The organism is Micromonospora sp. CNB394 (genome assembly GCF_000374985.1).
In the GTDB taxonomy this organism is placed as follows: domain Bacteria; phylum Actinomycetota; class Actinomycetes; order Mycobacteriales; family Micromonosporaceae; genus Micromonospora; species Micromonospora marina.
In genome coordinates this window covers 254,898-281,113 of sequence record NZ_KB895825.1, presented here as the reverse complement: position 1 = coordinate 281,113, position 26,216 = coordinate 254,898, and the positions used below count along the sequence as shown (strand labels likewise).

At 73.7% G+C, this 26,216-nt stretch carries 18 protein-coding genes and 1 pseudogene; 8 read left to right on the top strand and 11 right to left on the bottom strand.

The window, feature by feature from the left end; genetic code table 11:
• Positions 1 to 173: 173 nt before the first annotated feature.
• Genes C569_RS0101100 through C569_RS0101090 form a run of 3 tightly spaced genes read left to right on the top strand, consistent with a single transcriptional unit; the run spans position 174 to position 2,607 of the window.
• The gene (locus C569_RS0101100) at positions 174 to 755 is read left to right on the top strand and encodes a copper chaperone PCu(A)C (RefSeq protein WP_018783975.1); all 582 of its coding nucleotides are present in this window, start codon (positions 174 to 176) and stop codon (positions 753 to 755) included.
• Complete coding sequence (locus C569_RS0101095; RefSeq protein ID WP_018783974.1) at positions 752 to 1,984, top strand: Dyp-type peroxidase; 1,233 nt, start codon at positions 752 to 754, stop codon at positions 1,982 to 1,984. The genes C569_RS0101100 and C569_RS0101095 overlap by 4 nt, the downstream gene beginning before the upstream one ends.
• A gap of 20 nt (positions 1,985 to 2,004) precedes the next feature.
• Positions 2,005 to 2,607 (top strand): copper resistance CopC family protein, encoded by a 603-nt coding sequence (locus C569_RS0101090; protein ID WP_018783973.1) that lies wholly within the window; start codon positions 2,005 to 2,007, stop codon positions 2,605 to 2,607.
• Positions 2,608 to 2,792: 185 nt separating this feature from the next.
• Here C569_RS0101090 and C569_RS0101085 read toward each other — a convergent pair whose 3' ends face one another.
• Genes C569_RS0101085 through rph form a run of 3 tightly spaced genes read right to left on the bottom strand, consistent with a single transcriptional unit; the run spans position 2,793 to position 6,935 of the window.
• Positions 2,793 to 3,887, bottom strand: coding sequence for a 12-oxophytodienoate reductase (locus C569_RS0101085; protein WP_018783972.1), 1,095 nt, complete (start codon positions 3,885 to 3,887; stop codon positions 2,793 to 2,795).
• A 42-nt stretch (positions 3,888 to 3,929) separates the two neighbouring features.
• Positions 3,930 to 4,298: a MerR family transcriptional regulator gene (locus C569_RS0101080; RefSeq protein WP_018783971.1), complete on the bottom strand. Its 369-nt coding sequence runs from the start codon at positions 4,296 to 4,298 to the stop codon at positions 3,930 to 3,932.
• A gap of 45 nt (positions 4,299 to 4,343) precedes the next feature.
• On the bottom strand, positions 4,344 to 6,935 hold the full coding sequence (rph, locus tag C569_RS0101075; RefSeq protein WP_018783970.1) for a rifamycin-inactivating phosphotransferase: 2,592 nt from the start codon (positions 6,933 to 6,935) through the stop codon (positions 4,344 to 4,346).
• Between the two features lie 302 nt (positions 6,936 to 7,237).
• Between rph and C569_RS0101070 the strand changes: the two genes are divergently transcribed.
• A complete protein-coding gene (locus C569_RS0101070) occupies positions 7,238 to 11,383 on the top strand; it encodes a SpoIIE family protein phosphatase (protein ID WP_018783969.1) in 4,146 nt (1,381 codons plus the stop codon).
• Positions 11,380 to 11,679, top strand: coding sequence for an STAS domain-containing protein (locus C569_RS0101065; protein ID WP_018783968.1), 300 nt, complete (start codon positions 11,380 to 11,382; stop codon positions 11,677 to 11,679). Before C569_RS0101070 ends, C569_RS0101065 begins: the two co-directional genes overlap by 4 nt.
• A 16-nt stretch (positions 11,680 to 11,695) precedes the next feature.
• Here C569_RS0101065 and C569_RS29600 read toward each other — a convergent pair.
• Together C569_RS29600 and C569_RS0101055 are read right to left on the bottom strand one after the other, a co-directional pair.
• A pseudogene (locus tag C569_RS29600) lies at positions 11,696 to 12,139 on the bottom strand (universal stress protein); the annotation flags it as partial.
• 33 nt (positions 12,140 to 12,172) lie between these two features.
• On the bottom strand, positions 12,173 to 14,800 hold the full coding sequence (locus tag C569_RS0101055) for a cation-transporting P-type ATPase (protein ID WP_018783966.1): 2,628 nt from the start codon (positions 14,798 to 14,800) through the stop codon (positions 12,173 to 12,175).
• A gap of 142 nt (positions 14,801 to 14,942) precedes the next feature.
• Here C569_RS0101055 and C569_RS0101050 point away from each other — a divergent pair, with 142 nt between their 5' ends.
• Positions 14,943 to 15,755 (top strand): hypothetical protein, encoded by an 813-nt coding sequence (locus C569_RS0101050; protein ID WP_018783965.1) that lies wholly within the window; start codon positions 14,943 to 14,945, stop codon positions 15,753 to 15,755.
• 41 nt (positions 15,756 to 15,796) lie between these two features.
• Positions 15,797 to 15,985: a hypothetical protein gene (locus C569_RS0101045; protein ID WP_018783964.1), complete on the top strand. Its 189-nt coding sequence runs from the start codon at positions 15,797 to 15,799 to the stop codon at positions 15,983 to 15,985.
• A 135-nt stretch (positions 15,986 to 16,120) separates the two neighbouring features.
• On the opposite strand, the gene C569_RS0101040 is transcribed toward C569_RS0101045, so the two are convergent.
• The gene (locus C569_RS0101040; protein WP_018783963.1) at positions 16,121 to 18,334 is read right to left on the bottom strand and encodes a carbohydrate-binding module family 20 domain-containing protein; all 2,214 of its coding nucleotides are present in this window, start codon (positions 18,332 to 18,334) and stop codon (positions 16,121 to 16,123) included.
• Between the two features lie 406 nt (positions 18,335 to 18,740).
• Between C569_RS0101040 and C569_RS0101035 the strand changes: the two genes are divergently transcribed.
• Entirely contained in the window at positions 18,741 to 20,387 is a 1,647-nt protein-coding gene (locus tag C569_RS0101035; RefSeq protein WP_018783962.1) for a right-handed parallel beta-helix repeat-containing protein, read from the top strand.
• 246 nt (positions 20,388 to 20,633) lie between these two features.
• Here the strand turns inward: C569_RS0101035 and katG are convergent, their stop codons facing one another.
• The 5 genes from katG to C569_RS0101010 all read right to left on the bottom strand — a co-directional run bounded on the left by katG (position 20,634) and on the right by C569_RS0101010 (position 26,206).
• On the bottom strand, positions 20,634 to 22,910 hold the full coding sequence (katG, locus tag C569_RS0101030) for a catalase/peroxidase HPI (RefSeq protein WP_018783961.1): 2,277 nt from the start codon (positions 22,908 to 22,910) through the stop codon (positions 20,634 to 20,636).
• A 23-nt stretch (positions 22,911 to 22,933) separates the two neighbouring features.
• Entirely contained in the window at positions 22,934 to 23,362 is a 429-nt protein-coding gene (locus C569_RS0101025; protein ID WP_018783960.1) for a Fur family transcriptional regulator, read from the bottom strand.
• A gap of 131 nt (positions 23,363 to 23,493) precedes the next feature.
• Positions 23,494 to 23,646 carry a hypothetical protein gene (locus C569_RS32930; protein ID WP_018783959.1) on the bottom strand — a complete coding sequence of 51 codons (153 nt, stop codon included), beginning with the start codon at positions 23,644 to 23,646 and terminating at the stop codon, positions 23,494 to 23,496.
• Positions 23,647 to 23,672: 26 nt separating this feature from the next.
• Entirely contained in the window at positions 23,673 to 25,325 is a 1,653-nt protein-coding gene (locus C569_RS0101015) for a class I adenylate-forming enzyme family protein (RefSeq protein ID WP_018783958.1), read from the bottom strand.
• Positions 25,326 to 25,441: 116 nt separating this feature from the next.
• Positions 25,442 to 26,206, bottom strand: coding sequence for an ABC transporter permease (locus C569_RS0101010; RefSeq protein WP_018783957.1), 765 nt, complete (start codon positions 26,204 to 26,206; stop codon positions 25,442 to 25,444).
• Positions 26,207 to 26,216: the final 10 nt, after the last annotated feature.

The window sequence follows — 26,216 nt, the reverse complement described above, 5'->3', positions numbered from 1 at the left end:
CCGGCGCGCCACCTGACACCCGGAACCATTATGCCTTCCGGGCGCACCGCCGATCCCGGGCCCGCGACGGCCCGCCGCCCGAGGTGTGACATGCCCGACCGCGGCGGCCGGAACTATCCGGCGTCCCGCACCGACAAACGATACGAACACCGGATCTTCGAGGGGAAGACATCATGCCGCGCACCACCAGCCGCCGGTTCCTGCGCCCGGCCGCCCTGATCGGCGCCGCCGTGCTCGCCGCGTCGGTCACCGCTTGCGGTTCCTCCGGCACGCCGTCCGCCGCCACGCCGACATCGGCCTCGGCGTCGGCGGACGCGGCGGCGGGGGTGCTCACCGTCCGCGACCCGTGGGTGAAGGCCGCCGACAAGGGCATGACCGCCGCGTTCGGCACGCTGGTCAACGACGGCGACACCGACGTCACGATCACCAAGGCGGCCACCGAGGTCTCGCCGATGGAACTGCACGAGATGACCATGAAAGACGGCAAGATGGTCATGCAGGCCAAGGAGAGCGGCCTCGTGATCAAGGCGCGCTCCAGCTCCACGCTGGAGCCCGGCGGTGACCACCTGATGCTGATGGACCTCGCCGAGCCGGTCAAGGCGGGCGACGAGCTGAGCTTCACGCTCACCTTCGCCGACGGCCGGACCCAGACGTTCACGGCGGTGGCGAAGCCGTTCACCGGTGCCCAGGAGTCCTACGCCCCCGGTCACGGTGACTCCCCGATGCCGGAGATGAGCATGAGCCCGGCGTCATGACCGACCGTCCCGCCACGGCCCGCCGGGTGAGCCGGCGTGGCCTGCTCACCGGCGGCGCGATGGCCGCCGGGGGCGCGCTGGCCGGGGCGGGCGCCCTCGCCGCCGCCCGCCCCGGCGACCCGGGGGTACGCCCCGCCGAACCGGTTCCGGTGGCGCAGGTGGGCAGCGCGGTCGAGCCGTTCCACGGCGCCCGCCAATCAGGGGTGACCACCGAGCCGCAGGCACACGCCGCATTCGTCGCCTTCACGCTGCGGCCCGGCACCGACCGGGCGGCGATCGGGCGGATGCTGCGGCTGCTCTCCGACGACGCGGCCCGGCTCACCCAGGGCCGCCCGGCGCTGGCCGACACCGAACCGGAGCTGAGCGTGCTGCCCGCTAGGCTGACAGTCACGTTCGGCTTCGGTCCCGGGCTCTACGCCGCCGCCGGTCTCGACGACCGCCGGCCCGCCTCGGTGGCCGAGCTGCCCCCGTTCGGCATCGACCGGCTGCAACCCCGCTGGTCCGGCGGGGACCTGCTGCTCCAGATCTGCGCCGACGATCCGCTCACCGTCGCCCACGCCCAGCGGGTCCTGGTCAAGGACAGCCGTCCGTTCGCCGTCGTCCGCTGGGTCCAGCAGGGCTTCCGGCGGGCGGCCGGCGCCGAGCCGGGGCACACCCAGCGCAACCTGTTCGGGCAGCTCGACGGCACCGCCAACCCGAAGCCCGGCACGCCCGCGGACACCGCGGTGTGGGTGACCGACGGACCGGACTGGCTGCGGGACTCCACCACGCTCGTGGTGCGGCGGATCAGCATGAACCTGGAGACCTGGGACCTGCTCGGCCGCACCGACCGGGAACTCGCCGTCGGGCGGCGCCTCGACACCGGCGCGCCGCTGACCGGCCGGGCCGAACACGACGAGCCGGACTTCGCCGCCCTCGGCCCGGACGGGCTCACCGTCATCCCCGACTTCTCCCACCTGACCCGCGCCCACGTCACCGACGACCGGCAGAAGATCCTGCGCCGGCCCTACAACTACGACGGCGTGCCCACCCCCGAGGGCGACGCGGACAGCGGGCTCGTCTTCGCCTCGTACCAGGCCGACATCGCCGGCCAGTTCCTGCCCATCCAGCGCCGGCTCGCCGAGCGCGACCTGCTCAACGAGTGGACCACCCCGATCGGCTCCGCCGTGTTCGCCGTACCGCCCGGCTGCCCCGAGGGCGGCTGGATCGGCCGGCAACTGCTCGGCTGACCACCAGAGGAAGGCGCGTCATGCGTACCCGTTCCGTCACCGCGCTGCTCGCCGCGGTCCTCACCGCCCTGCTGCTGGTCCCGGCCACGCCCGCGGCGGCGCACAACTCCCTCCAGGAGGCCACGCCGGCACGCGACGCCCAGCTCACCGCCGCGCCCACGCAGGTCACGCTGAGGTTCCTGCAACGGCTGAACCCCTCCTACACCACCATCACGGTCAGCGACGCCGATCAGCGCAAGGTGCCCACCTCCGCACCGGCTGTGGACGGCGCCACCGGCACGGTGACGATCGACGGGCCGCTGGGCAACGGCACCTACACCGTCGGGTACCGGGTGGTGTCCCGCGACGGCCACCCGGTCCAGGGGTCGTACCGCTTCACCGTCGCCGACCCGGCCGCGCCCGCGCCGTCGGCTCCCGCCTCACCGTCGGCTCCCGCGTCGGCGGCGGCTGCCGTGTCGACCGACGCGGACGCTGCGGGCGAGCCGGACGCCTCCGGGGCGCGGTCCGGCGACGACAGCCCGCCGGTCGCGCTGCTGGCCGGCGGGACGGTCGCCGGTCTGCTGGTGGTCGCCGGGGTCGTGTTGTTCGTCGCGCGCCGGCGGCGCGCTCGTCGCACGACCTGACGACCGGACCGTACGGGGGCGGGCGGGCCGCGACCGGCCAGCGGCCCGGCGGTCCGCGACTCGATCTGCGCCAGCAGCAGGTCGATGCTCGCCGCGGCGACCGCGCCGAAGTCCGGCCGGACGGTGGTCAGCGGCGGGAGGAGGTACGCCGGCTCGGGCACCGCGCCGGCGTCAACCCCCGCCGCCTAGGGATAGACGTCCTCGTGCGCCTTGCGGTAGTCGACGATCTCGTCCAGCCGCCCGGCGGCGGCGTGCCGCACCCAGGCCGGGTTGCCCAGCAGCGCGCGACCGAGCGCCACCAGGTCGAACTCCCCGTCCGCCAGCCGCGCGGCCAGGCCCGCCACCGACTCCGGGCCGTCCGGACGCAGGAAGTCCCGCCGCAGCCCGACCGAACCCACGGTGATCGACGGCAGGCCGGTGAGGCGCTTCGCCCAGCCCGCCAGGTTCAACGCCGAGCCGGGGAACGCGGGCTGCCAGAAGCGGCGCTGCGAGGCGTGCAGCACGTCCGCGCCGGCCTCGGCGAACGCGGTGAGGATCTGCGCCAGCTCGGTCGGCGTCTCCGCGATCCGCGCGTCGAACGCCCGCTCCTTGAACTGGGAGAAGCGCACGATCACCGGACGGGGAGCCGGAACCTGCCCGCGTACCGCACGCACCACCGCCGCCGGGAACGCGGCCCGCCGTGCCGGTGAGCCACCGAACGCGTCGGTCCGGCGATTCGTGTACGGCCACAGGAACTCGTCGAGCAGGTATCCGTGCGCGGCGTGGATCTCGATCGCGTCGAACCCGGCCCGCACCGCGACAGCTGCCGCGTCCGCGTACGCCGCCAGCAGCACGTCCGCGTCGTCGGCGGTCATCGCGCGCGGCGCCGGGCGGCCCGGCTCGCGTACCCCCGAGGGGGTCCACGCCGCAGCGCCGTCCACCGGTTCGCGCAGGCTGCCCAGGTGCCACAGCTGCGCGGCGATCCGGCCGCCGGCGGCGTGCACCGCCTCGACCACCTCCCGCCAGCCGGCCTCGGCCGCGCCGGCGGTCATCCGCGGCACGGTGTCCTCGTGACCCGCGCTGGGATGGTCGACCAGCACGCCCTCGGTGACGATCAGGCCGATGCCGGCGGCGGCGCGACGCCGGTAGTAGCCGGCCATCTCCGGTGTGGGCACGCCGCCCGGCGCGCGGTTACGGGTCATCGGCGCCATCACGAAGCGGGACGGCAACGGCAGCCCGGCGACGGTGACGGGTTCCAGCAGCGGCGCCACCGGCGATCCGGTGTCCAGGGTCGCGTTCATGACCCGACGCTAGGAGTTGACACCGGTGTCAAGGGCAAGCGCTCAGGCGGCCGGATCCCGGGTGTCCTCGGTCACTGTCATGTCGGACACCACGTCGTCGAGCACCGCGACGGCGTGCGCGAGCCGTGCCATCTCGGCGGTCAACCGGGCCCGCTCCTCGCGCAGCCGGTCGGTGAGCCACGAGGTGCGGATCTCCGGATCGGTCACGCACGGCAGCAGCTCGGCCATCCGGCGGCTGCTCAGCCCGGCGTCGAACAGCCGCTGGACGAGCCGGACCCGGTCCACCGCCGACTCGGCGAAGACGCGCTGCCCGCTCGCCGTGCGCACGGCGGCGAGCAGGCCCTGCTGCTCGTAGTACCGGATGGACCGGGCACTGACCCCGGTACGCGCCGACAGCTCCCCGATCCGCATCGCGCCTCCCCGCTCGCGCCTCCATCATCGAGCATGCCGCGCCGGTCAGGACAGCAGCTCGACGTACCCGTCGGTGCCGTGCACGCGGATCCGCCCGCCGTCGGGGATCAGCCGGGTCGCGTCCGGCACCGCCACCACGGCCGGCAGACCGTACTCGCGGGCGATCACCGCGCCGTGCGTCATCAGTCCGCCCACCTCCGTCACCAGGCCCGCGACGGCCACGAACAGCGGCGTCCAGCTCGGGTCGGTGTGCGCGGTGACGAGGATGTCGCCCGGCTCCAGGTCGGCGCCGGCCAGGTCCGCCACCACCCGGGCCCGCCCCTCGACGACGCCGGCCGAGACCGCCAGTCCCACCAGGGCGGCCGGTGGCACGTCGTCGCGCCGGTACGAGCCGTCGAAGGCCTCACCGTCGGAGGTGAGCACCCGGGGCGGCGTGAGCCGCTGGTGCGTCCGGAACTCCTCCCGCCGCCTGCGGATCAGCCCGGCGTCGACCCGGCCGGTGGCCGCGACCTCGCGGAACTCCTCGAACGTCAGGTAGAAGACGTCCTCGGCGGCGGCGAGCACACCGGCGCGCACCAGCCGATCGGCCTCGGCCATGAGTGCCTGCTTGTAGACGGCGTAGCGGCTGACGATGTCGTACTTCGGGTACTCCCGGTAGCCGGCGAAGGTCCGTACCCGCTCGATCATGGCTTTCGTCTCGGCGGCCTTGCGCTCACCGTCGGGCAGCGCGCGCAGGTGGTCGAGCACCTCCCGGGCCTTCGCCTCGGCCCGCTCCCGGCCGTGGGCGAACCGGCGCGCGGCGGCGCCCGGGGCGAAGGTGCGGACGTGGTCCAGGATCAGCGGCACGAGCGTTGCCGGGCGCTCGCTCCAGCGGGGCCGGGTGATGTCGATCTCGCCGAGGCAGCGCATGCCGTACCGGTCGAGGTAGCCGGCGACAGCCGCGCGCGCCTGCGCGCCGCCCGGCAGTCTCGGCAGCTCGTCCAGGAACCCGTCGCCGGCCCCGTCGCGCAGGAACGCCACCACCTCGGGGTGCGCGCGGATCACGTCGGCCACGTCGAGCAGCGCCAGCCCCATCTCGGCGGTGACGTTGCCGGGCGCGGACAGCGTGAGCGTGTCGGCCGCGTCGCGCTCGCCGAGCCACTCCCCCAGCTTGTCGTCGAGCCACCAGGCGGCCTGCATCCCCGCCATGATCACCTGAGCGCTCAACGGATCGGCGAGTACCCGCTTGTGCTCGGCGAACGCCCCGGTCAGGAAGTCGAACAGCTCGGGCCCGGACCGGGCGCCGACGTCGCGGCGCAGGGCGGCGAGGGACACCCGGCTGCGCTCGACGAGCGTGGTGACGACCGCCGGGTCGGTGCCGATCGGGGGCGGCGGCCCACCCGCGGGCGGGCCGTCCGGGGCCGGCTCCGGCGCGGCCGGCACGACGTCCCGGGCGAGGACCGTCTCCAGCGCGTCCCGGGTGAGCGGGTCGACCCGGCCGATCATGCCCAGGAACGCGGTACGGCCCGCCGGGGTGGACAGGTGCGGCGTGGCGTCGACGAACAGCCGCCCGCCCGCCTCGTGCATCGGCACCATGGCGGTCAACCGCCACATCGACAGGCCCAGCGGCTTCATCGCGTCGGTCATCATCTGCTGGTGGCCGACCGACAGGTAGACGTGGAACCGCCCGTCGACGGCGGCCGGCACCGGGAACAACGTGGTGATCGGCCGGCTCTGGAGGATGTGGACGTCGTCGCCGGTCACTGCCCACTCGATGTCCTGCGGGCAGCCGAGATGCGCCTCGATGCGCCGGCCCAGCGCGGCGATGCGTACGGCCTGCGCGTCGGTCAGCGCGGGCTGGACCCGCCGCGCCGGGTCGACGGACGTCTCCCGGGTGCCGCCGCCGGGCACCGGGTGCACCGCCACCGACTTCGCGCCGATCGTCCGGCCGACGACCACGCCGTCGCGCACCGTGAAGACGTCCGGGTTCACCAGGCCGGAGACCAGGGCCTCGCCGAGGCCGAGACCGGCCTCCACCGAGACCACCGTCCGGTCGCCGGTGACCGGGTCGGCGGTGAACATGATCCCGGCCGCGTCCGGGACGACCATCCGCTGCACCACCACCGCCATGTCCACGGCCCGGTCGTCGATTCCGTGGCGCCGCCGGTAGGTCACCGCCCGGTCGGTGAACAGCGAGGCCCAGCAGCGGCTGACGTGCCGCAGCACCTCGGCCGTGCCGGCCACGTTCAGGTAGGTGTCCTGCTGGCCCGCGAACGAGGCGGCCGGCAGGTCCTCGGCGGTCGCGCTCGACCGCACGGCGTACGCGGCGTCCGCACCGAGCCCGGACAGCGCGGCGGTGACCGCCGCCGCGACGTCGCCCGGCAGGGGGGTCCGCTCGACCGCGCGACGGACCTCGGCGGCGGCCGAGCGGAGCGCCGCCCGGTCGTCCTCGTCCGCGCCGGCGAGCCGCGCCAGCGGGCCGGCCAGCGCCGGCGTCCGCGCGACCAGCCGGAAGGCGCCGGTCGTGACGCAGAAACCTTCGGGTACGCGCACCCCGTCGATCCGTGTCAGCGCCCCCAGACCGGCGCCCTTGCCGCCGACCTCGGCGATCCGCGTCTCGTCGGCCTCGTGCAGTTGCCACACGTACCGTCCACTCATGCCGTGCCCCCGTTTTCGCAGCTCAACCCGCATCGACCGAGGATTGTGCGGCATCACCGGGGCCTTGCGGCAAGACCCGGGGTGCGGTATAAGTTGATGGTGGCGAGGAGAGCTGTCTCCTTGCCCTTCTTTGTGGCCGCCCCACCCTTCTCCCTGCCGCCCCGCGGATCCCTGCTCCCACGTGAGCCAGGTCTCCCCTCCCCGGGTGGAGTGCCGAGGGCGCGACGGGGCAAGAAGGCGACCACGAGGCCGTGACGCGGCCCGGACGAGCGGGATCCGACGGGGTGGGGGAGACTCGTGCGATGAGCGGCGCTGACACCGACCCGCGTGCGCCTGCCGACGTCTTCGCCGTCGACGGTGAGATCGGGCCGGACCTGGCGCGGATCGACTGGTCGGCGCACCCCCTGGGCCCGCCGGACACCTGGCCGCAGAGCCTGCGGACCGCGGTGCGGATCCTGCTGTCCTCCCGGTTCTCCATGTGGATGGCCTGGGGGCCTCGGCTCAGCTTCTTCTGCAACGCCGCCTACCGGCGGGACACGCTCGGCCGCAAGTACCCGTGGGCGCTGGGGCGCCCGGCGAACGAGGTGTGGGCGGAGATCTGGGACGACATCGGTCCTCGCGTCGACACCGTGCTGCGCACCGGCGAGGCGACCTGGGACGAGGGCCTGCTGCTGTTCCTGGAGCGGGCCGGCTACCGGGAGGAGACGTACCACACGTTCTCCTACAGCCCGCTGCGCGGCGACGACGGCGGCCTGGTCGGGATGCTCTGCGTGGTCAGCGAGGACACCGAGCGGGTCATCGGTGAGCGGCGGATGGCCACGTTGCGCGACCTCGGCTCCGACCCGAGCGTCATCCGCACCGAGCGGGAGACGCTCGCCTTCGTCAGCCGCCAACTGGCCCGCAACCCGCAGGATCTGCCGTTCACGCTCACCTACCTGTACGACGACGGCGGCGCCCGGCTGGTGGAGGCGACCGGACTGGCGGAGGGCCACCCGGCGGCACCCGCCACGCTGTCCCTGGACGACCCGGCCGCGCCGTGGCCGGCCGGCGCCCTCGCCGACGGCGAGCCGGTGCGGGTCGCGCTCGACGGGCCGGTCTTCACGGACCTGCCCGCCGGTGTCTGGCCCGCGGCGCCGGCCGAGGCGCTGCTGGTGCCGCTGCGACAGCAGGGCGGGGCACCGTACGGATTCCTGGTCGCCGGGCTCAACCGCTACCGGGCGCTGGACGACGGGTACCGCGGCTTCGTGGAGCTGACCGCCGGGCACCTGGCGACCGGAATCGCCAGCGCCCGCAGCTACCAGGCGCAGCAGCGGCGGGCCGAGGAACTCGCGGAGCTGGACCGCGCGAAGACCGCGTTCTTCTCCAACATCAGCCACGAGTTCCGCACCCCGCTGACGTTGATCATGGGGCCGCTCGACGAGCTGCGCGGCCGGTTGCCGGACGCCGACGAGCAGGTCCGCGCCGAGCTGGACGTCATCCGCCGCAACGGGCTGCGCCTGGGCAAGCTGGTCAACAGCCTGCTCGACTTCTCCCGGATCGAGGCCGGGCGGATGCAGGCCCGCTACGAGCCGGTGGACCTGGCCGCGGTGACCGCCGACCTGGCCAGCGCGTTCCGGTCGGCGATCGAACGGGCCGGTCTGTCGTTCGAGGTGGACTGCCCACCCCTGCCCGAGCCGGTGCACCTGGACCTCGGCATGTGGGAGAAGGTGGTGTTGAACCTGCTCAGCAACGCGCTGAAGTTCACCTTCGACGGCACCATCCGGGTGGAGCTGCGCGGCGAGGGCAGCACGGCGGTGCTGCGGATCTCCGACACCGGCATCGGCGTACCCGCCGCCGAGATGCCGCGCCTGTTCGAGCGGTTCCACCGGATCGAGAACGCCCGCTCCCGCTCCGGCGAGGGCAGCGGGATCGGCCTCGCCCTGGTCCGAGAGCTGGTCACGCTCCACGGCGGCGACATCGACGCCGAGAGCACAGTGGGCCGGGGCACCACCTTCACGATCCGGCTGCCGCTCGGCACCGGGCACCTGCCCGCCGACGCGCTCGCCCCGGCGGGCACCGGCCGGACGCCGGCGTCGGCCGAGCCGTTCGTGCAGGAGGCGCTGCGCTGGCTGCCCGCCGACCCGGGCGCCGTCGTCGCCGGGGACGACCCGGCCGGCGGACCGGTCCAGCCGCTGTCCGGCGGGGCGCCGGCCCGCGTCCTGGTGGCCGACGACAACGCCGACATGCGGGAGTACCTGACCCGGCTGCTGCGTTCGGCCGGGCACGAGGTCCACGCGGTCGCCGACGGGCAGGACGCCCTGGACGCCGTCCGCGCGGACACCCCCGACCTGGTGGTCAGCGACGTGATGATGCCCCGGCTCGACGGCCTGCAACTGGTGGCCGCGCTGCGCGCCGACCAGCGCACGGCCGGCACTCCGGTGCTGCTGCTGTCCGCCCGGGCCGGGCAGGAGGCCTCGATCGAAGGGCTGGAGGCCGGCGCCGACGACTACCTGGTCAAGCCGTTCCCGGCCGCCGAGCTGCTGGCCCGCGTACGCGCGAACGTGGAGCTGGCCCGGCTGCGCAACCACCACGCCCGCTGGCGTACCGCGCTCGTCGACTCGTTGCAGGAGGCGTTCTTCGTCTGCGACGCGGACGGCACGGTGGTCGAGATCAACAAGGCGTTCACCGCCATCCTCGGCTACGGGACCGAGGGCCTGCCCTATCCGGCGGTGCACCCGTGGTGGCCGGACCGGGAGGCCGAGCCGGAGGCGCACCGCCAGGTGGCGGCCGCGTTCTCGACGCTCGTGGAGCAGACCCGTGGCACGTACACCGTGCCGGTGACCCACCGCAACGGGCACCGGATCTGGATCTCGGCCGCGTTCAACCAGGTCGACGAACCGGACAGCGGCCGCCGGATGATCGTCGGCACGTTCCGCGACGTCACCGCCGAGCACTACGCCGTGCAGCGGGAGACCGCCCTGGCCGGGCTCAGCATGCGGCTGTCGAAGGCGGACGACCTCACCGACGCGCTGCTCGGGGTGCTGGACGAGCTGCGAAAGCTGTGGCGGGCCGCCGGCGTGCTCACCGCCGTGTTCGGCGACCTGCCCGCCCCCGACGTGACCGCCACCGACCCGGCGGCACGCTGGGACACGTTGCCGCAGGAGCGCCGGCAGGCGTTGCTCGCGCTGCGGGACACCCCGCTGCTGACGCCGGTGGCGACGCGTACGCACGGCGCCGGCATCGCCGTCGAACACCCGCACGGCACCATGGCGCTCTGGATCGACCTGGGCGAGAAGCGGCCCTTCACCGAACAGGACCAGACGCTGCTGGCGCTGCTGGCCGGTCACATCGGTCAGGGGCTGCACCGGGTGCACCAGATCGACCAGCAGCGGGAGACCGCGCTGGCCCTGCAACGGGCGATCCTCGGTCCGGCACGGCTGCCCGCCGGCTTCGCGGTGCGGTACTCCCCCGCCGCGATGCCGCTCAAGGTCGGCGGCGACTGGTACGACACCGTCGAACTGCCGGACGGGCGCATCGGCATCGTGGTCGGCGACTGCGTGGGCCACGGACTCCGGGCCGCGACGGTGATGGGGCAACTGCGCAGCGCCTGCCGCGCGCTGCTGTTGCAGGACCCGAGCCCGGCCCGCACGCTCGCGGCCCTCGACCGGTTCGCCACGCTGCTGCCGGGGGCGTCCTGCGCCACCGTCTTCTGCGGCGTCCTCGACCCGGCCACCGGGCTGATGCGCTACTCCAGCGCCGGTCACCCACCGGCCATCGTGGTCCGCGCCGACGGCACTGCCGAGTTGCTGCGACACGGCCGGTCCCGGCCGCTGGCCGTCCGTCCGGGCCAGGAACGCCCGGAGGCGGAGGCGACTGTGGCCCCGCGCGCCACTCTGATGCTCTACACCGACGGCCTGGTGGAACGACGCCGCCAGCCGATCACCGCCGGCATCGCGCGCGCCACCGACGCCATCCAGCAGGGGCACCACGCCCCGGTCGAGGCCCTGGCGACCGAGATCATGGAACGGCTCACCCCGGACGACGGCTACCACGACGACGTGGCGCTGCTGCTCTACCGCCACCCCGGACCGCTGGAGCTGGAGTTCCCCGCCGAGTCGACGCGGCTGGCCGAGGTCCGCACCGCGCTGCGGGGGTGGCTGGACCGCTGCGGGCTGGCCCCGGCCCACGCCTACAACATCCTGGTGGCGGCCGGGGAGGCGTGCGCCAACGCGATCGAGCACGGACACCGCGACCACCCGGGCGGCCGGATCTGGCTGCGCGCCGCCGCCACCGCCGGCGACCTGCGCCTGAGCGTCACCGACAGCGGCCGGTGGCGGGACCGGGACCAGCCCTCCGGTCCGCACCGCGGCCGGGGACTCGTGCTCATGCGCGCGCTGATGGACAGTATCAGCGTCACCCCGGGAGCCACCGGCACCACAGTCGACATGCAGGCGAGGATCACGCCATGAGCACGTCCCTGAACCTGACCACGAGCGACGGTCCCGACGGCGTGCGCGTGCTGGCCGCCGTGGGCGAGATCGACATGAGCAACGCGTCCGCCTTCGCCGACGCGCTGACCGAGGCCGTACGCCCCGACGGCGAACCGCTGGTCGTGGACCTCACCAAGGTGGAGTACCTGGACAGCGCCGGGCTGGCCGCGCTGTTCCCGCACGCCGACCGGATCGCGCTGATCGCCGGCCCGTTGCTGGAGCCGCTGCTGACCATCTCCGGGCTGGCCGACCTGACCACTGTCCGCAGCGCCTGACGTCGCCCCGGCGTCAGGCGACGTCACGCACGATCACCAGCGGCGAGTGGGCGTGGTGCAGCACGGCGTGGCTGACCGAGCCGAGCAGCAGCCCGCCCAGCGCGCCCCGGCCGTGCGCGCCGACCACCACCAGCTGGGCGTCCTTCGACTCCTCCACCAGCATCCGAGCCGGGGCGTCGTCGGCCACCACGCCGGTGACCGGTACGTCCGGTGCGACCTTGCCGGCCTCGGCGACCGCCTCGGCGACGTGCCGTTCGGCCTGGTTGCGCAGGCCGGCACCGGCGGGCGCACCCGGGGCCGGGGCGAGCGGCGCCCGGGTCAGCGGCCAGATGAACGCGTGCACGACCCGCAGGGGCCGGTTCCGCTCGGCGGCCTCGCGAGCAGGCACCCGGACCGCGTCCAGCGAGGCGGCGGAGCCGTCCACACCCACCACGACGGGGATCTGCGAGTGGATCGTCATGTCGTCCTCCTTCACTCGTCCTCAGCCTGCCCGTCAGGCCGCCGACCGGGCAGGGCCGGCGGTCCCGGCGTGCGGGTCGTTGGTCCCGCGAAGGCGGCGGGTCAGCCGCAGCACCAGCCCGGGCAGCACGCCGACCGCGGCGCAGGCGAGCAGGTCCGGCACGCTCAGTGGCGACGTGCCGAGCAGCTCGCGCAGCGGCGGCAGCAGCACGCCCGCCACCTGGAGGACCGCGGAGACCGCGACCGCCACCGGCAGGGCGAGGTTGCGCTCGCGCGAGCCCGGGGTACGGATCGCGCGGACCGCCAGCGCCACACCGAGCTGGGCCAGGCCGAGCACCACGAACACCACCGACTGCCACGGCCGGTCCGCCGCGGCGGCCCACACGCCGGCGCCGAGCGTCGCCGCGGCGATCAGCGCGCCGGTGAGCAGCACGTCCCGGCCCAGGCCACCGCCGAGCACCGACTCCTGCGGCGAGCGGGGCGGCCGGCGCAGCGTGCCCGGCTCGGCCGGTTCCGCGCCGAGCGCCACCCCGGGGACGCCGTGGGTGAGCAGGTTGATCCAGAGGATCTGCGCCGGCAGCAGCGGCACCGGTAGGCCGAACAGCGGGCCGAGCAGCATCACCGCGATCTCGGCCACACCTCCGGCGAGCGCGTACCGCAGGAACCGGCGGATGTTGTCGTAGATCCGGCGGCCCTCGCCGATGGCGGTCGCCACGGTGGTCAGGTCGTCGTCGACGAGCACCAGGTCGGAGGCCTGCCGGGCCACCTCGGTGCCGCCGCCCATCGCCACGCCGATGTCCGCGCGGCGCAGCGCCGGGGCGTCGTTGACGCCGTCGCCGGTCATCGCCACCACGTGCCCCCGGTTCTGGAGGCCGGCGATGATGTCGAGCTTCTGCTCCGGCTGGGTCCGCGCGTACACCCGGGTCTCCGGGTGGGCCCCGCCGGGGTCGCCGTCGTCGCCGTTCGCGAGCGGATCGCCGTCGCGCCAGAGGCCGAGGCGCCCGCCGATGGCGGCGGCGGTCGCCGGGTGGTCACCGGTGATGAGAACCAGCCGGATGCCTGCTTCCTCGAAGCCCGTGGCGATGCCGGGGGCCGCCGCGCGCAGCGGGTCGCCGACCGCGACCAGGCCCAGCGGGCGCAGGCCGGTCGGCCGGGCCGGATCCGGCGGGGTGCCGACCACTGCCGAGGCCACCGCCAGCACGCGCAGCCCTTCGGCGGCGAGCCGGTGCGCGGCGTCGGTCAGCTCGGCCAGTTCCCCGGCGTCGGCGTCCACCAGCGGCGCGGCCAGCAGGTTCTCCGGCGCGCCCTTGCACACCACCAGGTAGCGGCCGTCGCAGCGGCGGTGCACCGTGGTCATCCGGCGCAGATCCTGGTCGAACGGCGCCTCCGCCACCCGGGGCCAGGCGTCGCGGGTGGTGTCCGGGTCCAGGCCGCAGCGGGCGCCGAAGGTGACAAGTGCCGCCTCCAGCGGGTCGCCGATCGCGGTCCACTCCGGCCGCTCGTCGGTCGGCGGCGTCACCGAGGCGTCGTTGCAGAGCAGTCCGGCGCGGGCGAGGGCGCGCAACCCGTCCGGGGCGCTCACCGGCTCGCCCCGGTGGTGCACCTCGCCGTCGGGTGCGTAGCCGGTGCCGGTCACGGCGTACCGGTCGTGGCCGGGGACGACCGCGTACTGCACCGCCATCCGGCCCTCGGTGAGCGTGCCGGTCTTGTCGGAGGCGATCACGGTGACCGAGCCGAGGGTCTCCACCGCGTGCAGCCGGCGGGGGATGGCCCGGCTGCCGGCCATCCGGCGCGCGCCCAGGGCGAGCGCGAGCGTGACGACGGCGGGCAGCGACTCCGGCACGGCCGCCACCACGAGGCTGACGGCGGTGACCGCCATCTGCGTGACCGGCCGCCCGTCGAGCACGCCGATCGCGAAAACCAGCCCGGAGAGCACCACGGCGGTCAGGCCGAGCACCCGGCCGAGCGAGGACAGGCGCCGTTGCAGCGGGGTGGGTGCCGGCCGGGTCGCCGCGACCAGGGCGCTGATCCGGCCCAGCGCGCTCGCCGCGCCGGTGCGCACCACGGTTCCGGTGGCGCGGCCGGTGGTGACCACGGTGCCAGCGCTCGTCTCCTCCCCCGCGACCCGGGCCACCGGCACCGACTCGCCGGTCAGCGCCGACTCGTCCAGGCTGAGGCGCACCGCGTCGGCGAGGTCCAGGTCGGCGGGCACCACGTCGCCGGCCTCCAGCCGGACCAGGTCGCCGCGGACCAGGTCGGCGGCGGGCAGCACGAGGTCGCGGCCGTCGCGGACCACACGCGCGGTCGGTGCCGCGAGCCGGTCCAGCGCGGCGACCGCCCGGTCGGCGCGTACCTCCTGCACCACGCCGATCACCGTGTTGATCAGGACGACCAGCACGATCACGGCGGTGTCCGGGTAGTCGCGCAGCAGCGTGGTCACCACGGCGGCGGCCAGCAGCAACGCCACCAGCGGGTCGGTGAGCTGGCGGAACACCCGGCCGCCCAGTCCGCGCTTGCGGGGGGCGGCCACGGTGTTCGGCCCGTCGGCGCGCAACCGGGCGGCCGCCTCGGCCGAGCCGAGCCCGGCCGCGGGGGCCGGCGAGATCTCGGTGGGCGTCGTCGCGGTAGCGGGCCCGCCGTTGATCACCACATCGTCCTCCATGTCGTCGCCGCCCGCGCCGGGCAGTCCCAGGATGCCGCGCGGGCAGGCCCGGATCGCAGGGCCGAGGGTCTGTCGGACCCGGGACCAACGACCCCCGCGCACGGGGCAGCGCGGCGCCCGGCTCGTCGGTAGCGTCGGCACGGTGAACCGGACACGCCGCGCCGCCTGGCCGGAACCGCCGCCCCGTCACCGGTGGATCCGCTGGACGCTCGCGGTGTTCCTCCTCGCGTCGGCCGGGTGCGGGAGAGGGCTCGGGGAGGAGAGCGGCGACGCGCTGGCACGCGACGCCGCGGCGGTGGAGGCGAAGCAGCTCAACACGGAACTGGGGCACCGCAACCGGCCCCGCGACGCCGCGTCCATCGCGGCCGCGGAGATCGTCCAGGAGGTGGAGGAGCCCGCGTCGGGCGGTGGTGGGACGGTCCGGCGGGAGGCGCTGGCCTGGTCCGGCCGCACCGCCGGGGACGAGCGGGCCACCGTCGACGTGCGGTTCGTGGTGACGGTGCCGGAGCAGCCGCCGGTGTCGGTCGGCGGCGCGAGCAACAGTGCCGGCGAGGCGGCGCGCTGCTACCGGTACGAGTTCGAGCTGTACCGCTACACGACGTACCACGAGATCGACTGTCCGAGCGGCGCCGCTCCCCCGCCGCCCACCGCCGCGCCGGTGCCGAAGGTGCCCGAGGACGGGCGGGAGCGGCTCACCGCCGTGCTGCGCACCGCCACCCCGGACACCCTCGCCGGCGCGGTGCGGGCGGCCTTTCCGCAGGACTGGATCACCGTCGACACGACGGTGCACGAGGGTGCGCTCGTCGCCGCCGTCGGCGTACCGGCCGAACGGGACTGCCTCCTGCTCGTCCGCACGCCGGCCGGGAAGATCGAGAGTCCCGGGTACGACCGGATCTGGCTGGAGCCGGGCGAGACCGGCTGCCGGACGGGCCTGTACGTGTCGCCGCCGCGCTGACGTTCCGGTTTGCCGCGCGGCCGCCGGGGCACCTGACGGTCATGACGGATCCGGAGCAGTTCCAGCGGCAGCAGGAGGACGCGCTCGAGCGCGGGCAGGTGTTCCAGGACGCCGAGGGGCGGCGTACCCGGGATCCGGGTGCCGGCGCGGAGAACGCGGAGAGCGAGGCCGACCGCAACGCCGAGCACCTGGCGCACGGCGAGGTGGGTCCGGGCCTCCCGGAGGACTGACGCGCTCCGGGGCCGACTGTCAATGTAGCGTTGACGGGTGACCCTGGCCCGCCTGTCCGAGATCACCGCGGCGCGGGTCCGGGCGTGACCGGATGCGGCCCGTCCCGGGGGATGACGGGACGGGCCGCACGATCGTCAGCGCCAGGTGTCGGTGACGGCGCGGGTGCCGCCGCCCGGCGTGGTGAGCGTCCGGTTGGCGCCTGATTCCCAGGTCACCGAACCGTCCGGGTTCTTCTTGACGTACTTGTACTCGACAGCGGTGTTCGCGGGCAGGTCGACGGTGGCCCGCCAGACCGGGTAGGCGGCGGACGAGAGGGCGACGGCGGCGGCCGGGTTCCAGCCGCCGAGCGCCGGGATGTTGCCGACCACGAACACGTTCTGCCCGTAGACGGTGGTCGCGGTGGCGGAGAACGTGGTGGCCACAGTCGTGCTGACGGTGTCGCCGCGGAACGTCTCGGTCACCGCGTACGTACCGCCGGCCGGGGTGCTGAGCGTCCGGTTCGCGCCGGACTCCCAGGTGACGGCGCCGGCGGCGGTCAGCTTGACGAACTTGTACTCCACCGCGGTGGACCGGGGCAGGCTGACGGTGGCGCGGTAGGTGCCGCCGCCCTGCGCGGCGAGCTTGACGCCGTTCGCGGGCGTCCACGAGCCCAGCTCGGGGATGCTGCCGACGACGTAGACGTCCTGCCCGGCGGCCACGTTCGCGGCGACGGTGAACGTGGTGGCGATCCGGTCACCCGGGCTGACGGTGGGCGACGCGGTCGGGGAGGCGGTCGGCGAGGTCGACGGGGACGCGGTCGGGGAGGCCGACGGGGACGGGCTCGCGCCCGGCCGGGCGTTCACGTGGATCGCGACCGCGTCGTTGGCCGGGACGGTCACCGTGGCCCGGCCGCCGGACACGGTCACCGTGCCGCCGGTGCAGCCGCTGCCGGTGGCGAGGCCGGAGATGACGTCGCAGTACCGGCCGTCGGCGAGCCCGGTGGTGAAGGTGGCGGTGGTGGCGGAGCCGGAGTCGTTGATGCCGATCCACGCCCGGTCGCCCCGGTGGAAGCCGATCACGTTGCTGTTCACCGTGGTGAAGTCCGAGACTGTCTTCACCGGGCGGGCGGCGTTGGCCCAGCCGACCATGCCCTTGACACCCGTGGTGCGGGTCAGGCAGTTCCAGGCGGCGCCGCAGACCGTGTCGGTGACGCGTCCGGTGCCGTCGTGCGGCGGGGACTGGTTGCGGTCGGCCCAGGTGAAGCTGTCGTAGACCGACGGCTTGCCGTGCGGGTAGGCCAGCGCGAAGTAGTTGGCCAGTACGTAGTCGGTGCCGTTCTTGTACGACAGCACCACACCGTCGCGCTCCAGGTCGTGGTTGGTGACCATGGCGAAGACGTTGGCGCTCGGCGCGTCGAGGTTCCAGTTCGGCACGTTCGCCAGCGCCGAGACGGAGCCCTGGAACGCCGAGCGGATGCCCTTGGCGTACGCGAAGTCGAGCACGTCGCCGTTGCCGATGAACGCGCGGGCCTGCAACGCCGGGTTGCTGGCCCCGTCGAAGATCTCCTGCGCGACGTACGGCCGCCGGCCCTCGGCGACGGTGTCGTTCAGCTTGCTGAGGATGGCCGCGAAGTCGTCCTTGCGGATGTGCTTGACTGCGTCGACCCGGAAGCCGTCGACGCCGAGCCCGATCAGGTCGTTGAGGTACGCCGCAATCTTGTTCCGGACCGCTTCCTTCTCGGTGTAGAGGTCGGACAGCGACAGCAGCTCACAGCTGGTCACCTGGGCCTCGTTGTTCCAGTCGCTGATCGCGCCGCCGGTCGGGCAGTTGTCGCCGGGGCGGTGGAAGTCACCGGCGCCGTACGGTACGGCCGGGTAGCTGTAGCCGGAGAACTCGGTGCCGGCGTAGCCGCGCGTGCCGGCCGGGTTGTTGGTGCCGGCCATGTGGTTGACCACCGCGTCGACGTAGACGCGGACACCGGCGTCGTGGCACGCGGTGACCATGGCGGCGAACTGCTGGCGGTTGCCGAACCGGCTGTCCAGCTTGTACGACACCGGCTGGTACACCTCGTACCAGGGGTACGCGCCGTCGGCGCCGGCGGGCAGCTTCACCGACTCCTGCGGCGGTGCCACCTGCACCGCGCCGTAGCCGGCCGGTCCGAGGTGATCGGTGCAGGCGGCGGCGACCGAGGTCCAGTTCCATTCCCAGAGGTTGGCGGTCACCTCGCTGTCGTTGAGCGTGACGGCGGCGCGGGCGGGGGCGGCGGCGGGGGCGGCGGCGACGGCCACTGTGCCGCCGGCCGCGACGAGCGCGGCGGCGAGCAGCAGGCGACCGGCGCGGCCACGGGGGTGTGGTCTGGTGGATGGCATGGTCGGGGGACCTCTTCCGTGGGTTCGAAAGGGTGAGCGGGGTGGGGCGGCCGTCCCGGGTAGCGAACACGATGCGCCATCCATGAAATTCTTTGCAAGAGCTTGCGGCAAAGTTTTCGAAACCAGCAGGCAACACGAGTGGCCTCGAAATCCCTTCAAGCAGTGGTGATCCACGCTGGACCGGGCGCTCGGGCGCTGGTGTGATTCCCAATGCTCGGGACGCAGTGACCCGCCTAGCAGGACGACCGCAACTTCCGAGCAGATTTTCCAACGTTTGCGAACCGGGCGCTCCACCGATCCGGACCTGCCGGAGACCGCTTCCACGTACCGTGTGGGTTAGATCCCGCTCACGCGGCGGCCGGCGCGCGCCGTGCTCGCGCGGGGCGGCCGGCCGGAGGGAGATGCCGTGACCGCGCCCGGTGTCCGCCGGTACGCCGTGGCCGGCGCGCCGCTGCGGTGCGACGCCCGGCACCACGGCCTGCTCGGTGACGGGGTGACGAACGATCAGCCGGCGCTCGCCGCGCTCGTCGACCGGCTCGGCGACGCGTACGACGCCGACGGCCGGGCCCGCGTGATCTACTGCCCGCCCGGCGTGTACGCCATCCGCGACGCCGCCACCGTCTGGCGCTGCGGGGTGTCGCTGGTCGGCGCCGGGGTGGGCGTGACCCGGTTCGTGCTGAGCAACGAGGGCAACCGGGCGCAACCGGTCCCGCTTGCGTTCCACACGGCCGAGCAGCACGGGGCGAGCCCGGACCGGCATCTCGCCCACTGCACGTTCGCCGACTTCGAGATCGACGGCTCTGGCGTCGCGTCGGCGGAATACAACCCGCTGGCCAAGGGCCTGGGGTTGCAGTACGTGATCGGCGGGACGTTCCGCAACCTGTTCATCCACCACACCGCCGCGACGGGGTTCGGCTGCGACTTCCTCCAGGACACCGTGATCGATGGCGTACGCGTGCTGGGGTGCGGCCGGATGGACGACGGCCTGGAGATGGGCGGCGCCGGTATCGGCATCGGCATCGGCGGGTGGGGGCCGGTCGAGCGGCTGACCATCACTGACTGCACGGCCGTCGGCAACGCCACGAACGGGATCTTCGTCGAGATGCAGTACACGGACCGGCCACAGCCCCGGGGTATCCGGATCATCGGTTGCCACGCCGAGGGCAACCGGTTCGGCATCTCCGACTGGGGCGCGGACGGGCTCATCGTCACCGGGTGCACCATGGTCGGCAACCTGGAGGCCGGCTTCCAGGTGTCGGCGAAGGGCACCACGGGCATCCCCGGGCGGGGCGGCCTGCTCACCGACTGTCTGATCGACGGCAACCTGCGCGACGGGGTGAACATCGGCAACACTCCGGGCCCCTACACGGTGCGGGGCAACCGGATCACCGGCAACGGCCGCTTCGGCTACCACCACCAGGATCTCGGGGAGGGCAACCGCGCCATCGCCGAGGAGATCGTCATCGAGAGCAACGACATCTGGGGCAACAGCCTGGACGGGATCCGCTCCGACCGCCCGCTACGGGACGCCGTGATCATCAACAACCGGATCCGGAACAACGGCCGGCAGTGCGCCCCGGCCGCCACCGGCGGTGGCGAGTCGGTGCGCTACACCGGGGACACCCTCGTCGACCAGCGCGCCGACTGGCCCCAGGACGGGCACCGGGGCAAGGTCCTGCGGGTCGGCCGGCGCTTCGCGGTGGTCGCCAGCAACGACGCGACCACGCTCGTGCTCGCCCCGAACCGGCCGGGCGTCTCCGGCGCCTGGAGCGCCGACACCCCGCCGCCCGGCACGCCGTACGAACTGCCGGCGTCCCCGGAGCACCGGGCCGGTGTCACGCTGAACGCCACCTGCGACTCGGTCACCGTGCGCGGGAACCTGATCCGGGACAGCGGCTCCGGCACGCAGACCGACGGCATCTGGATCACCGAGCGCGGCAGCTGCCTGAACTGCCGGGTGCTCGAGAACGACCTCGACGGCAACCACACCGCGATCCGCGCCGACACCCCGGCGGTCGGCGGGCACTGGGAGGGCAACCCCGGCGGCCAGTGACCGCCGAAAGCGTGGCGCGGCGGGTTCCGGGCCGGAGCGGGCGGCCGGCGGCTGAGTCACGACCGCCGGATCGCCAGCCGGTGGGCTTCCTGAGCCACAGCAGGTTCACCGCCCACTACCGGTCGGTGTTCGGCGTCCCACCCAGCCGTACGCTGCACGGCTGACCGGACGCGCCCGGTTCCGCGAACGGGGCGAGCCCCGGTCCGTCGCGGCGCGACGGACCGGGGCTCGCCCGGACACGGCGGATCAGGCCAGGTCGAAGCGGTCCAGCTCCATGACCTTCGTCCAGGCGGCGACGAAGTCGCGGACGAACTTCTCCCGCGCGTCGTCGCTGGCGTAGACCTCGGCCAGCGCCCGCAGCTGCGAGTTGGAGCCGAAGATGAGGTCGACCGCGGTGGCGGTCCACTTCACCTGGTCGGTCGCCAGGTCCCGGATCTCGTACACGTGCTCCTCGGACTCCGCCGCCTTCCACCGGGTGCCCGGGGAGAGCAGGTTGACGAAGAAGTCGTTGGTGAGCACGCCGGGCCGGTCGGTGAGCACGCCGTGCACGGCGCCGCCGGCGTTGTTGCCGAGCGCGCGCAGACCGCCGACCAGGACGGTCATCTCCGGCGCGGTCAGGTTCAGCATGTACGCGCGGTCGACGAGCAGCACCTCCGGCTGGGTCTTCTCGCCCGGCCGCAGGTAGTTGCGGAACCCGTCGGCGCGCGGCTCCATCCCCCGGAACGACTCGACGTCGGTCTGCTCCTGGGTGGCGTCGGTACGACCCGGGTGGAACGGCACAGTCACCTCGACGCCGGCGTCCCGCGCCGCCTGCTCGACCGCGGCCGAGCCGGCCAGCACGATCAGGTCGGCGAGCGAGATCTGGGCGCCGCCCGCGGCGTTGAACTCCTGCTGGATGCCCTCCAGGGTGGACAGCACGGTGGCGAGCTGCTCCGGCTGGTTGACCTCCCAGTTGCGCTGCGGCTCCAGCCGGATCCGCGCGCCGTTGGCGCCACCGCGCTTGTCGGTGGAGCGGTAGCTCGCGGCCGAGGCCCAGGCGGTGGAGACCAGCTGGGCGGTGGTGAGGCCGGACTCCAGCACCTTCGCCTTGAGCGCGGCGACGTCGGCGTCGTTCACCAGGTCGTGCGCGACGGCCGGCACCGGGTCCTGCCAGAGCTGGGCCTCCGGCACCCACGGGCCGAGGAAGCGGCTGACCGGGCCCATGTCACGGTGCAGCAGCTTGTACCAGGCCTTGGCGAACGCCAGCGCGAACTCGTCCGGGTTCTCCAGGAAGCGGCGGGAGATCTTCTCGTACGCCGGGTCGACGCGCAGCGACAGGTCGGTCGTGAGCATCGTCGGCTTGTGCTTCTTCGACGGGTCGTGGGCGTCCGGGATGATCGCCTCGGCGTCCTTGGCGACCCACTGCTTGGCGCCACCGGGGCTGGTGGTCAGCTCCCACTCGTAGCCGAAGAGGATCTCGAAGAACCGGTTGCTCCACTGCGTCGGGCGGTCGGTCCAGGTCACCTCGAGACCGCTGGTGATCGTGTCGCCGCCCTTGCCCTCGCCGTACGTGCTCAGCCAGCCCAGGCCCTGCGACTCCAGCGGCGCGGCCTCCGGCTCGGGGCCGACGTGCTGGTCGGCGGGGCCGGCGCCGTGGGTCTTGCCGAAGGTGTGACCACCGGCGATCAGCGCGACGGTCTCCTCGTCGTTCATCGCCATCCGGCGGAACGTCTCGCGGATGAAGTGCGCCGCCGCGAGCGGGTCGGCGTTGCCGCGCGGGCCCTCCGGGTTGACGTAGATCAGACCCATCTCGGTCGCGCCGACGCCGGCCACCATGTCCTTCTCGGAGGCGTAGCGCTCGTCGCCGAGCCAGGTGTCCTCGGGGCCCCAGAAGATCTCCTCCGGCTCCCAGACGTCCTCGCGGCCGAAGCCGAAGCCGAAGGTCTTGAAGCCCATCGACTCCAGCGCCACGTTGCCGGCGAGCACCAGCAGGTCGGCCCAGGAGATCTTCTGGCCGTACTTCTGCTTCACCGGCCAGAGCAGCCGGCGGGCCTTGTCCAGGTTGGCGTTGTCCGGCCAGCTGTTCAGCGGCGCGAACCGCTGCCCGCCGTCGCCGGCGCCACCGCGACCGTCCTCGATGCGGTAGGTGCCCGCGGCGTGCCAGCTCATCCGGATCATCAGGCCGCCGTAGTGGCCGAAGTCGGCCGGCCACCAGTCCTGCGAGGTGGTGAGCACCTCGGTGATGTCCCGCTTCAGCGCCTCCACGTCGAGCTTGGCGAACTCCTTGGCGTAGCTGAACTCCGGGCCCAGCGGGTTGCCCTTGGAGGAGTGGGCGTGCAGCACCGACAGGTCGAGCTGGTTGGGCCACCAGTCGCGGTTGCTGCGCGGACGACCGCCGGTCTTCGGGGTCGGCGAGTCGATCGCCGGGTTCTCGCTCTCGCTGCCGTGCGCGGTCACGGAGTCGTGCGCGACCGGGCAGCCGGCCGCCTCCTTGGCGTCCACGCCCTGCGGGCTGACGGGCCGGTTGTCCTGGGTGTCGCTCATCTGCTTCCTTCCGAACTGGCGGATCACTGGGCGGTGGGGTCGGCCGCGCAGCCGGGGCAGGTGCCCCAGTAGACGACCTCCGCCTCGTCCACCACGAAGCCGTGGTCGTCCGAGGCGGTGAGACAGGGGGCGCGGCCGACGGCGCACTCGACGTCGGCTATGGCGCCGCAGGAACGGCACACGACGTGGTGGTGGTTGTCTCCCACCCGCGACTCGTAGCGGGCCGTGGCGCCGGCCGGCTGGATGCGCCGGATCAGCCCGGCGTCGGTGAGTGCCCGGAGCACATCGTAGACCGCCTGGTGGGACACGGTGGGCTGCTCGGCGCGGACCAGGGCGATCACCGTGTCGGTGTCGACGTGCGGGTGGTCGCGCAGCGCGGCCAGCACCGCCAGGCGAGGCCGGGTCACCCGCAACGAGACCGCCCGGAGCTGCGTCTCGAAGTCGGCCGTCATGCGACGACCCTAGCCCGCTCTTCTGGAATGAATCAAGTTTTCGCCCCGGTGTGTCGGCAGTCACATAGTCAGCCGGGCGCGCGAGACGGGGGTGCCGCGCCTGGCGCGGCACCCCCGCCCCGAAAAGGGGCTCAGGCGGCGGAACAGCTCGCCGTCGGTGTGTTGCTGTTGCCGTTCCGGTAGAGCGTGATGCCGAAGTTGTTGCCGTTGCCGTTCGGACGCGCGGTGCTGTAGTTGGACCACAGGCCGAACCGGGTGACGTCGGTGCCGTAACCGTCGTACACCCGGTTGCGCCATCCGCCTCCTCCGGTCAGCCCGCGCCGGGCGCTCCGGCGTCGGCCAGGAGCCGCTGTCGCATCAGGAACTTGCGTACCTTCCCGGTGGGCCCCATGACCACGTCGTCGTCGGGGACCGTCACCACCCGGCGCAGCGTCGCGGACACCGCCGGGCCCAGCGCGGCCCGGACCCGGCCGGTACGGTCGTGCGCCGGATCGGCGTCGGCGGCGAGCAGGAGCAGCACGTCGGTGACTGTCGTGCCGTCCTCCCCCGCCGCCGCGAGGACCGTGCAGTCGCGGACGTCCGGACAGTGCCTGAGGATGCGCTCCTCGGACAGCGCGGTGTAGAGCCAGGTGCCGCCGCCCAGGTGGACCGCGTCGCCGGCCCGGTCGACGTGGTGGTAGTCACCGGCCGCGTCCCGGTACATCAGGTCACCGGTCAGGTAGTAGCCGCCCAGCCGGGTCCGGTAGGTGGTGACCGAGTCGTTCCAGTAGCCGAGCGCCAGCGTCGGCGACTTCAGGCCGACGTGCCCCACCTGCCCCGGCGGCACCTCCGCACCGGTGTCCACGTCGAGCAGCGCGATCTCGGCGAACGGGTACGGCTTACCGACGCAACGGTCGTAGCGGTCGCTGCCGAGCCGGTGGGTGATCCGGAACGCGCCGTGGCCCATCTCGGTGGAGCCGAGCATGTCGACGAACTTGGAGCCGGGGACGTCGACCATGCCGTCGCGGGTGTACGCGGGGTGGCTGCCGACCGCGACCAGCCGGCGTACGTGCGCCTCGTGCGCACAGTCACCGGTGTTGAACCAGTTGCGCACCGAGCTGAGGTCACGGGTGGTGAGGTCGACCCGGGCCAGCTCGGACCAGGTCACCGCGAACCCGAAGACGCCGGTGGGACGCCACCGCTCGATCGCGGAGAGGATCGTCTCGGCGCTGCGCTCGAACGGGCCGCCCTGCGCGGACAGGCAGAGCAGCTGGTAGCCGTTGCAGAGCGCCTGGTTGAGCGTGATGATGCCGGCGGCGTGCGCGGCCGGCAGCGCGGACATCTCCCGCACCTCGCCGTACGGCCGGGACTCGGTGAGCCGGACCGCGCGGATCGCGGCGAACAGTCCGTGGTGCGAGTGGACGATCGCGGCCGGCACCCGCGTGGTGCCCGAGGAGTGGGTGACGACCACCGGTTCCTCGGGGTGGTGCCGGTGGTGCGGCGGCGCCTGCGCCGGGTCGCCGGTACCGGTCTGCGCCGCGTCACCGAGGATCTCCACGCCGAGGTCGTGCTCGGCAAGGGCGGCGTGGTCGGCGTCGACCAGCACCCCGGCCCCGCGCAACCGCCTGACGAACTCCGCGGCCAGCGGGATCGGCATGTTGCCGTTCATCAGCGCCGGGATCGCGCCGAGCCAGGTCAGCGCCAGAAAGTTGAGGAACACGTCGGGCGCGGAGGTCACGTACACCGCGACCGGGTCGGCCCGGCGCACGCCCCGTGCCCGGAACCAGGCAGCCCGGGCCGCGACCCGGTCGGTGAGCGTCGCCAGCGACAGCGGCGTCCAGGCGGGGATGCCGTCGACGTCGGCGTCGAACGTCACGCGGGGGGTCTCCATGTCGGCGCCGTGCTCGGCCAGCCGGAGCAGCACGTTGCCCGCGCCCAGCTCCATGTCGGCCGCCAGCGCCGCCCGGAGGTTGTCGGCACCCAACTCCTCGCCTCCTCAGCTGACACGCGTCACGGCCGCGCCCCGTACCGGCCGCCGAGCGGGGACACGATCAGGCTAGAGCGCCCGCCACGCGCAGACAATGGTCGATGTACACACGGTCAGGAGACATCGCGGTTGAACAGGTGCGACGACCAGAACAGGCTGGCGGCGGCCAGCCCGGACATGATGAGCGCGCCCTGCCACACCACGTTCTGGGTGATCTGGCCGGCGAACAGCGCCCGCATGCCGTCGGTGGCCCAGGCGAACGGGTTCCAGACCGCGACCCGCTGGATCCACATCGGTGCCAGCACGAGCGGGATGAGCACGCCGGCGAGCAGCGACACCGGCTGGCCGACGGTGTTCACCAGCACGCCGAGACTGTTCTCGTTGCGCACCAGCAACGCGATGTCGTACGAGATCGAGGTGCTGAGCAGCACCATCACCGACAGCAGCGCGTACGACACCAGCAGGTTCGCCAGGTGCACCCGCAGGCCGAACGGCAGTGCCACCACGGTGACCACCACCGCCTGGACCACGTTGAGGCACACGTGCATCAGCGCCCGGCCCAGCAGCAGGCCGGTCCGGCTCACCGGCGTCACCCGGCACCTGTCGATGATGCCCGCGCGCAGCGCGCTGAGCAGGCCGTAACCGGCGAACAGGCCGCCGAACAGGCCCATCGCCACGAACAGGCCGGGCACGTAGATGCGGTACGCGTCGGCGTACGACGAGGCGCCCCGGTCGACCATCACCACCTTGAGGAACGGCGCGAACAGGATCAGGTAGGTGATCGGCTGGGCCAGGCTGAACGCCACCATCACCGGGTTGCGCACCATCAGGCCCGCCTCCTGCTGGAAGATCAGCCAGGTGTCGCGGACGAGTTTCACGCCGTACTCC

Bases quoted from the DNA above. Each gene is read 5' to 3' on its own strand.
- C569_RS0101090 (WP_018783973.1), top strand. From the start codon at position 2,005: ATGCGTACCCGTTCCGTCACCGCGCTGCTCGCCGCGGTCCTCACCGCC.
- C569_RS0101065 (WP_018783968.1), top strand. From the start codon at position 11,380: ATGAGCACGTCCCTGAACCTGACCACGAGCGACGGTCCCGACGGCGTG.
- C569_RS0101025 (WP_018783960.1), bottom strand. From the start codon at position 23,362: ATGACGGCCGACTTCGAGACGCAGCTCCGGGCGGTCTCGTTGCGGGTG.
- C569_RS0101070 (WP_018783969.1), top strand. From the start codon at position 7,238: ATGAGCGGCGCTGACACCGACCCGCGTGCGCCTGCCGACGTCTTCGCC.
- C569_RS0101045 (WP_018783964.1), top strand. From the start codon at position 15,797: ATGACGGATCCGGAGCAGTTCCAGCGGCAGCAGGAGGACGCGCTCGAG.
- C569_RS0101080 (WP_018783971.1), bottom strand. From the start codon at position 4,298: ATGCGGATCGGGGAGCTGTCGGCGCGTACCGGGGTCAGTGCCCGGTCC.
- C569_RS0101055 (WP_018783966.1), bottom strand. From the start codon at position 14,800: ATGGAGGACGATGTGGTGATCAACGGCGGGCCCGCTACCGCGACGACG.
- C569_RS0101100 (WP_018783975.1), top strand. From the start codon at position 174: ATGCCGCGCACCACCAGCCGCCGGTTCCTGCGCCCGGCCGCCCTGATC.
- rph (WP_018783970.1), bottom strand. From the start codon at position 6,935: ATGAGTGGACGGTACGTGTGGCAACTGCACGAGGCCGACGAGACGCGG.
- katG (WP_018783961.1), bottom strand. From the start codon at position 22,910: ATGAGCGACACCCAGGACAACCGGCCCGTCAGCCCGCAGGGCGTGGAC.
- C569_RS0101085 (WP_018783972.1), bottom strand. From the start codon at position 3,887: ATGAACGCGACCCTGGACACCGGATCGCCGGTGGCGCCGCTGCTGGAA.
- C569_RS0101095 (WP_018783974.1), top strand. From the start codon at position 752: ATGACCGACCGTCCCGCCACGGCCCGCCGGGTGAGCCGGCGTGGCCTG.
- C569_RS0101040 (WP_018783963.1), bottom strand. From the start codon at position 18,334: ATGCCATCCACCAGACCACACCCCCGTGGCCGCGCCGGTCGCCTGCTG.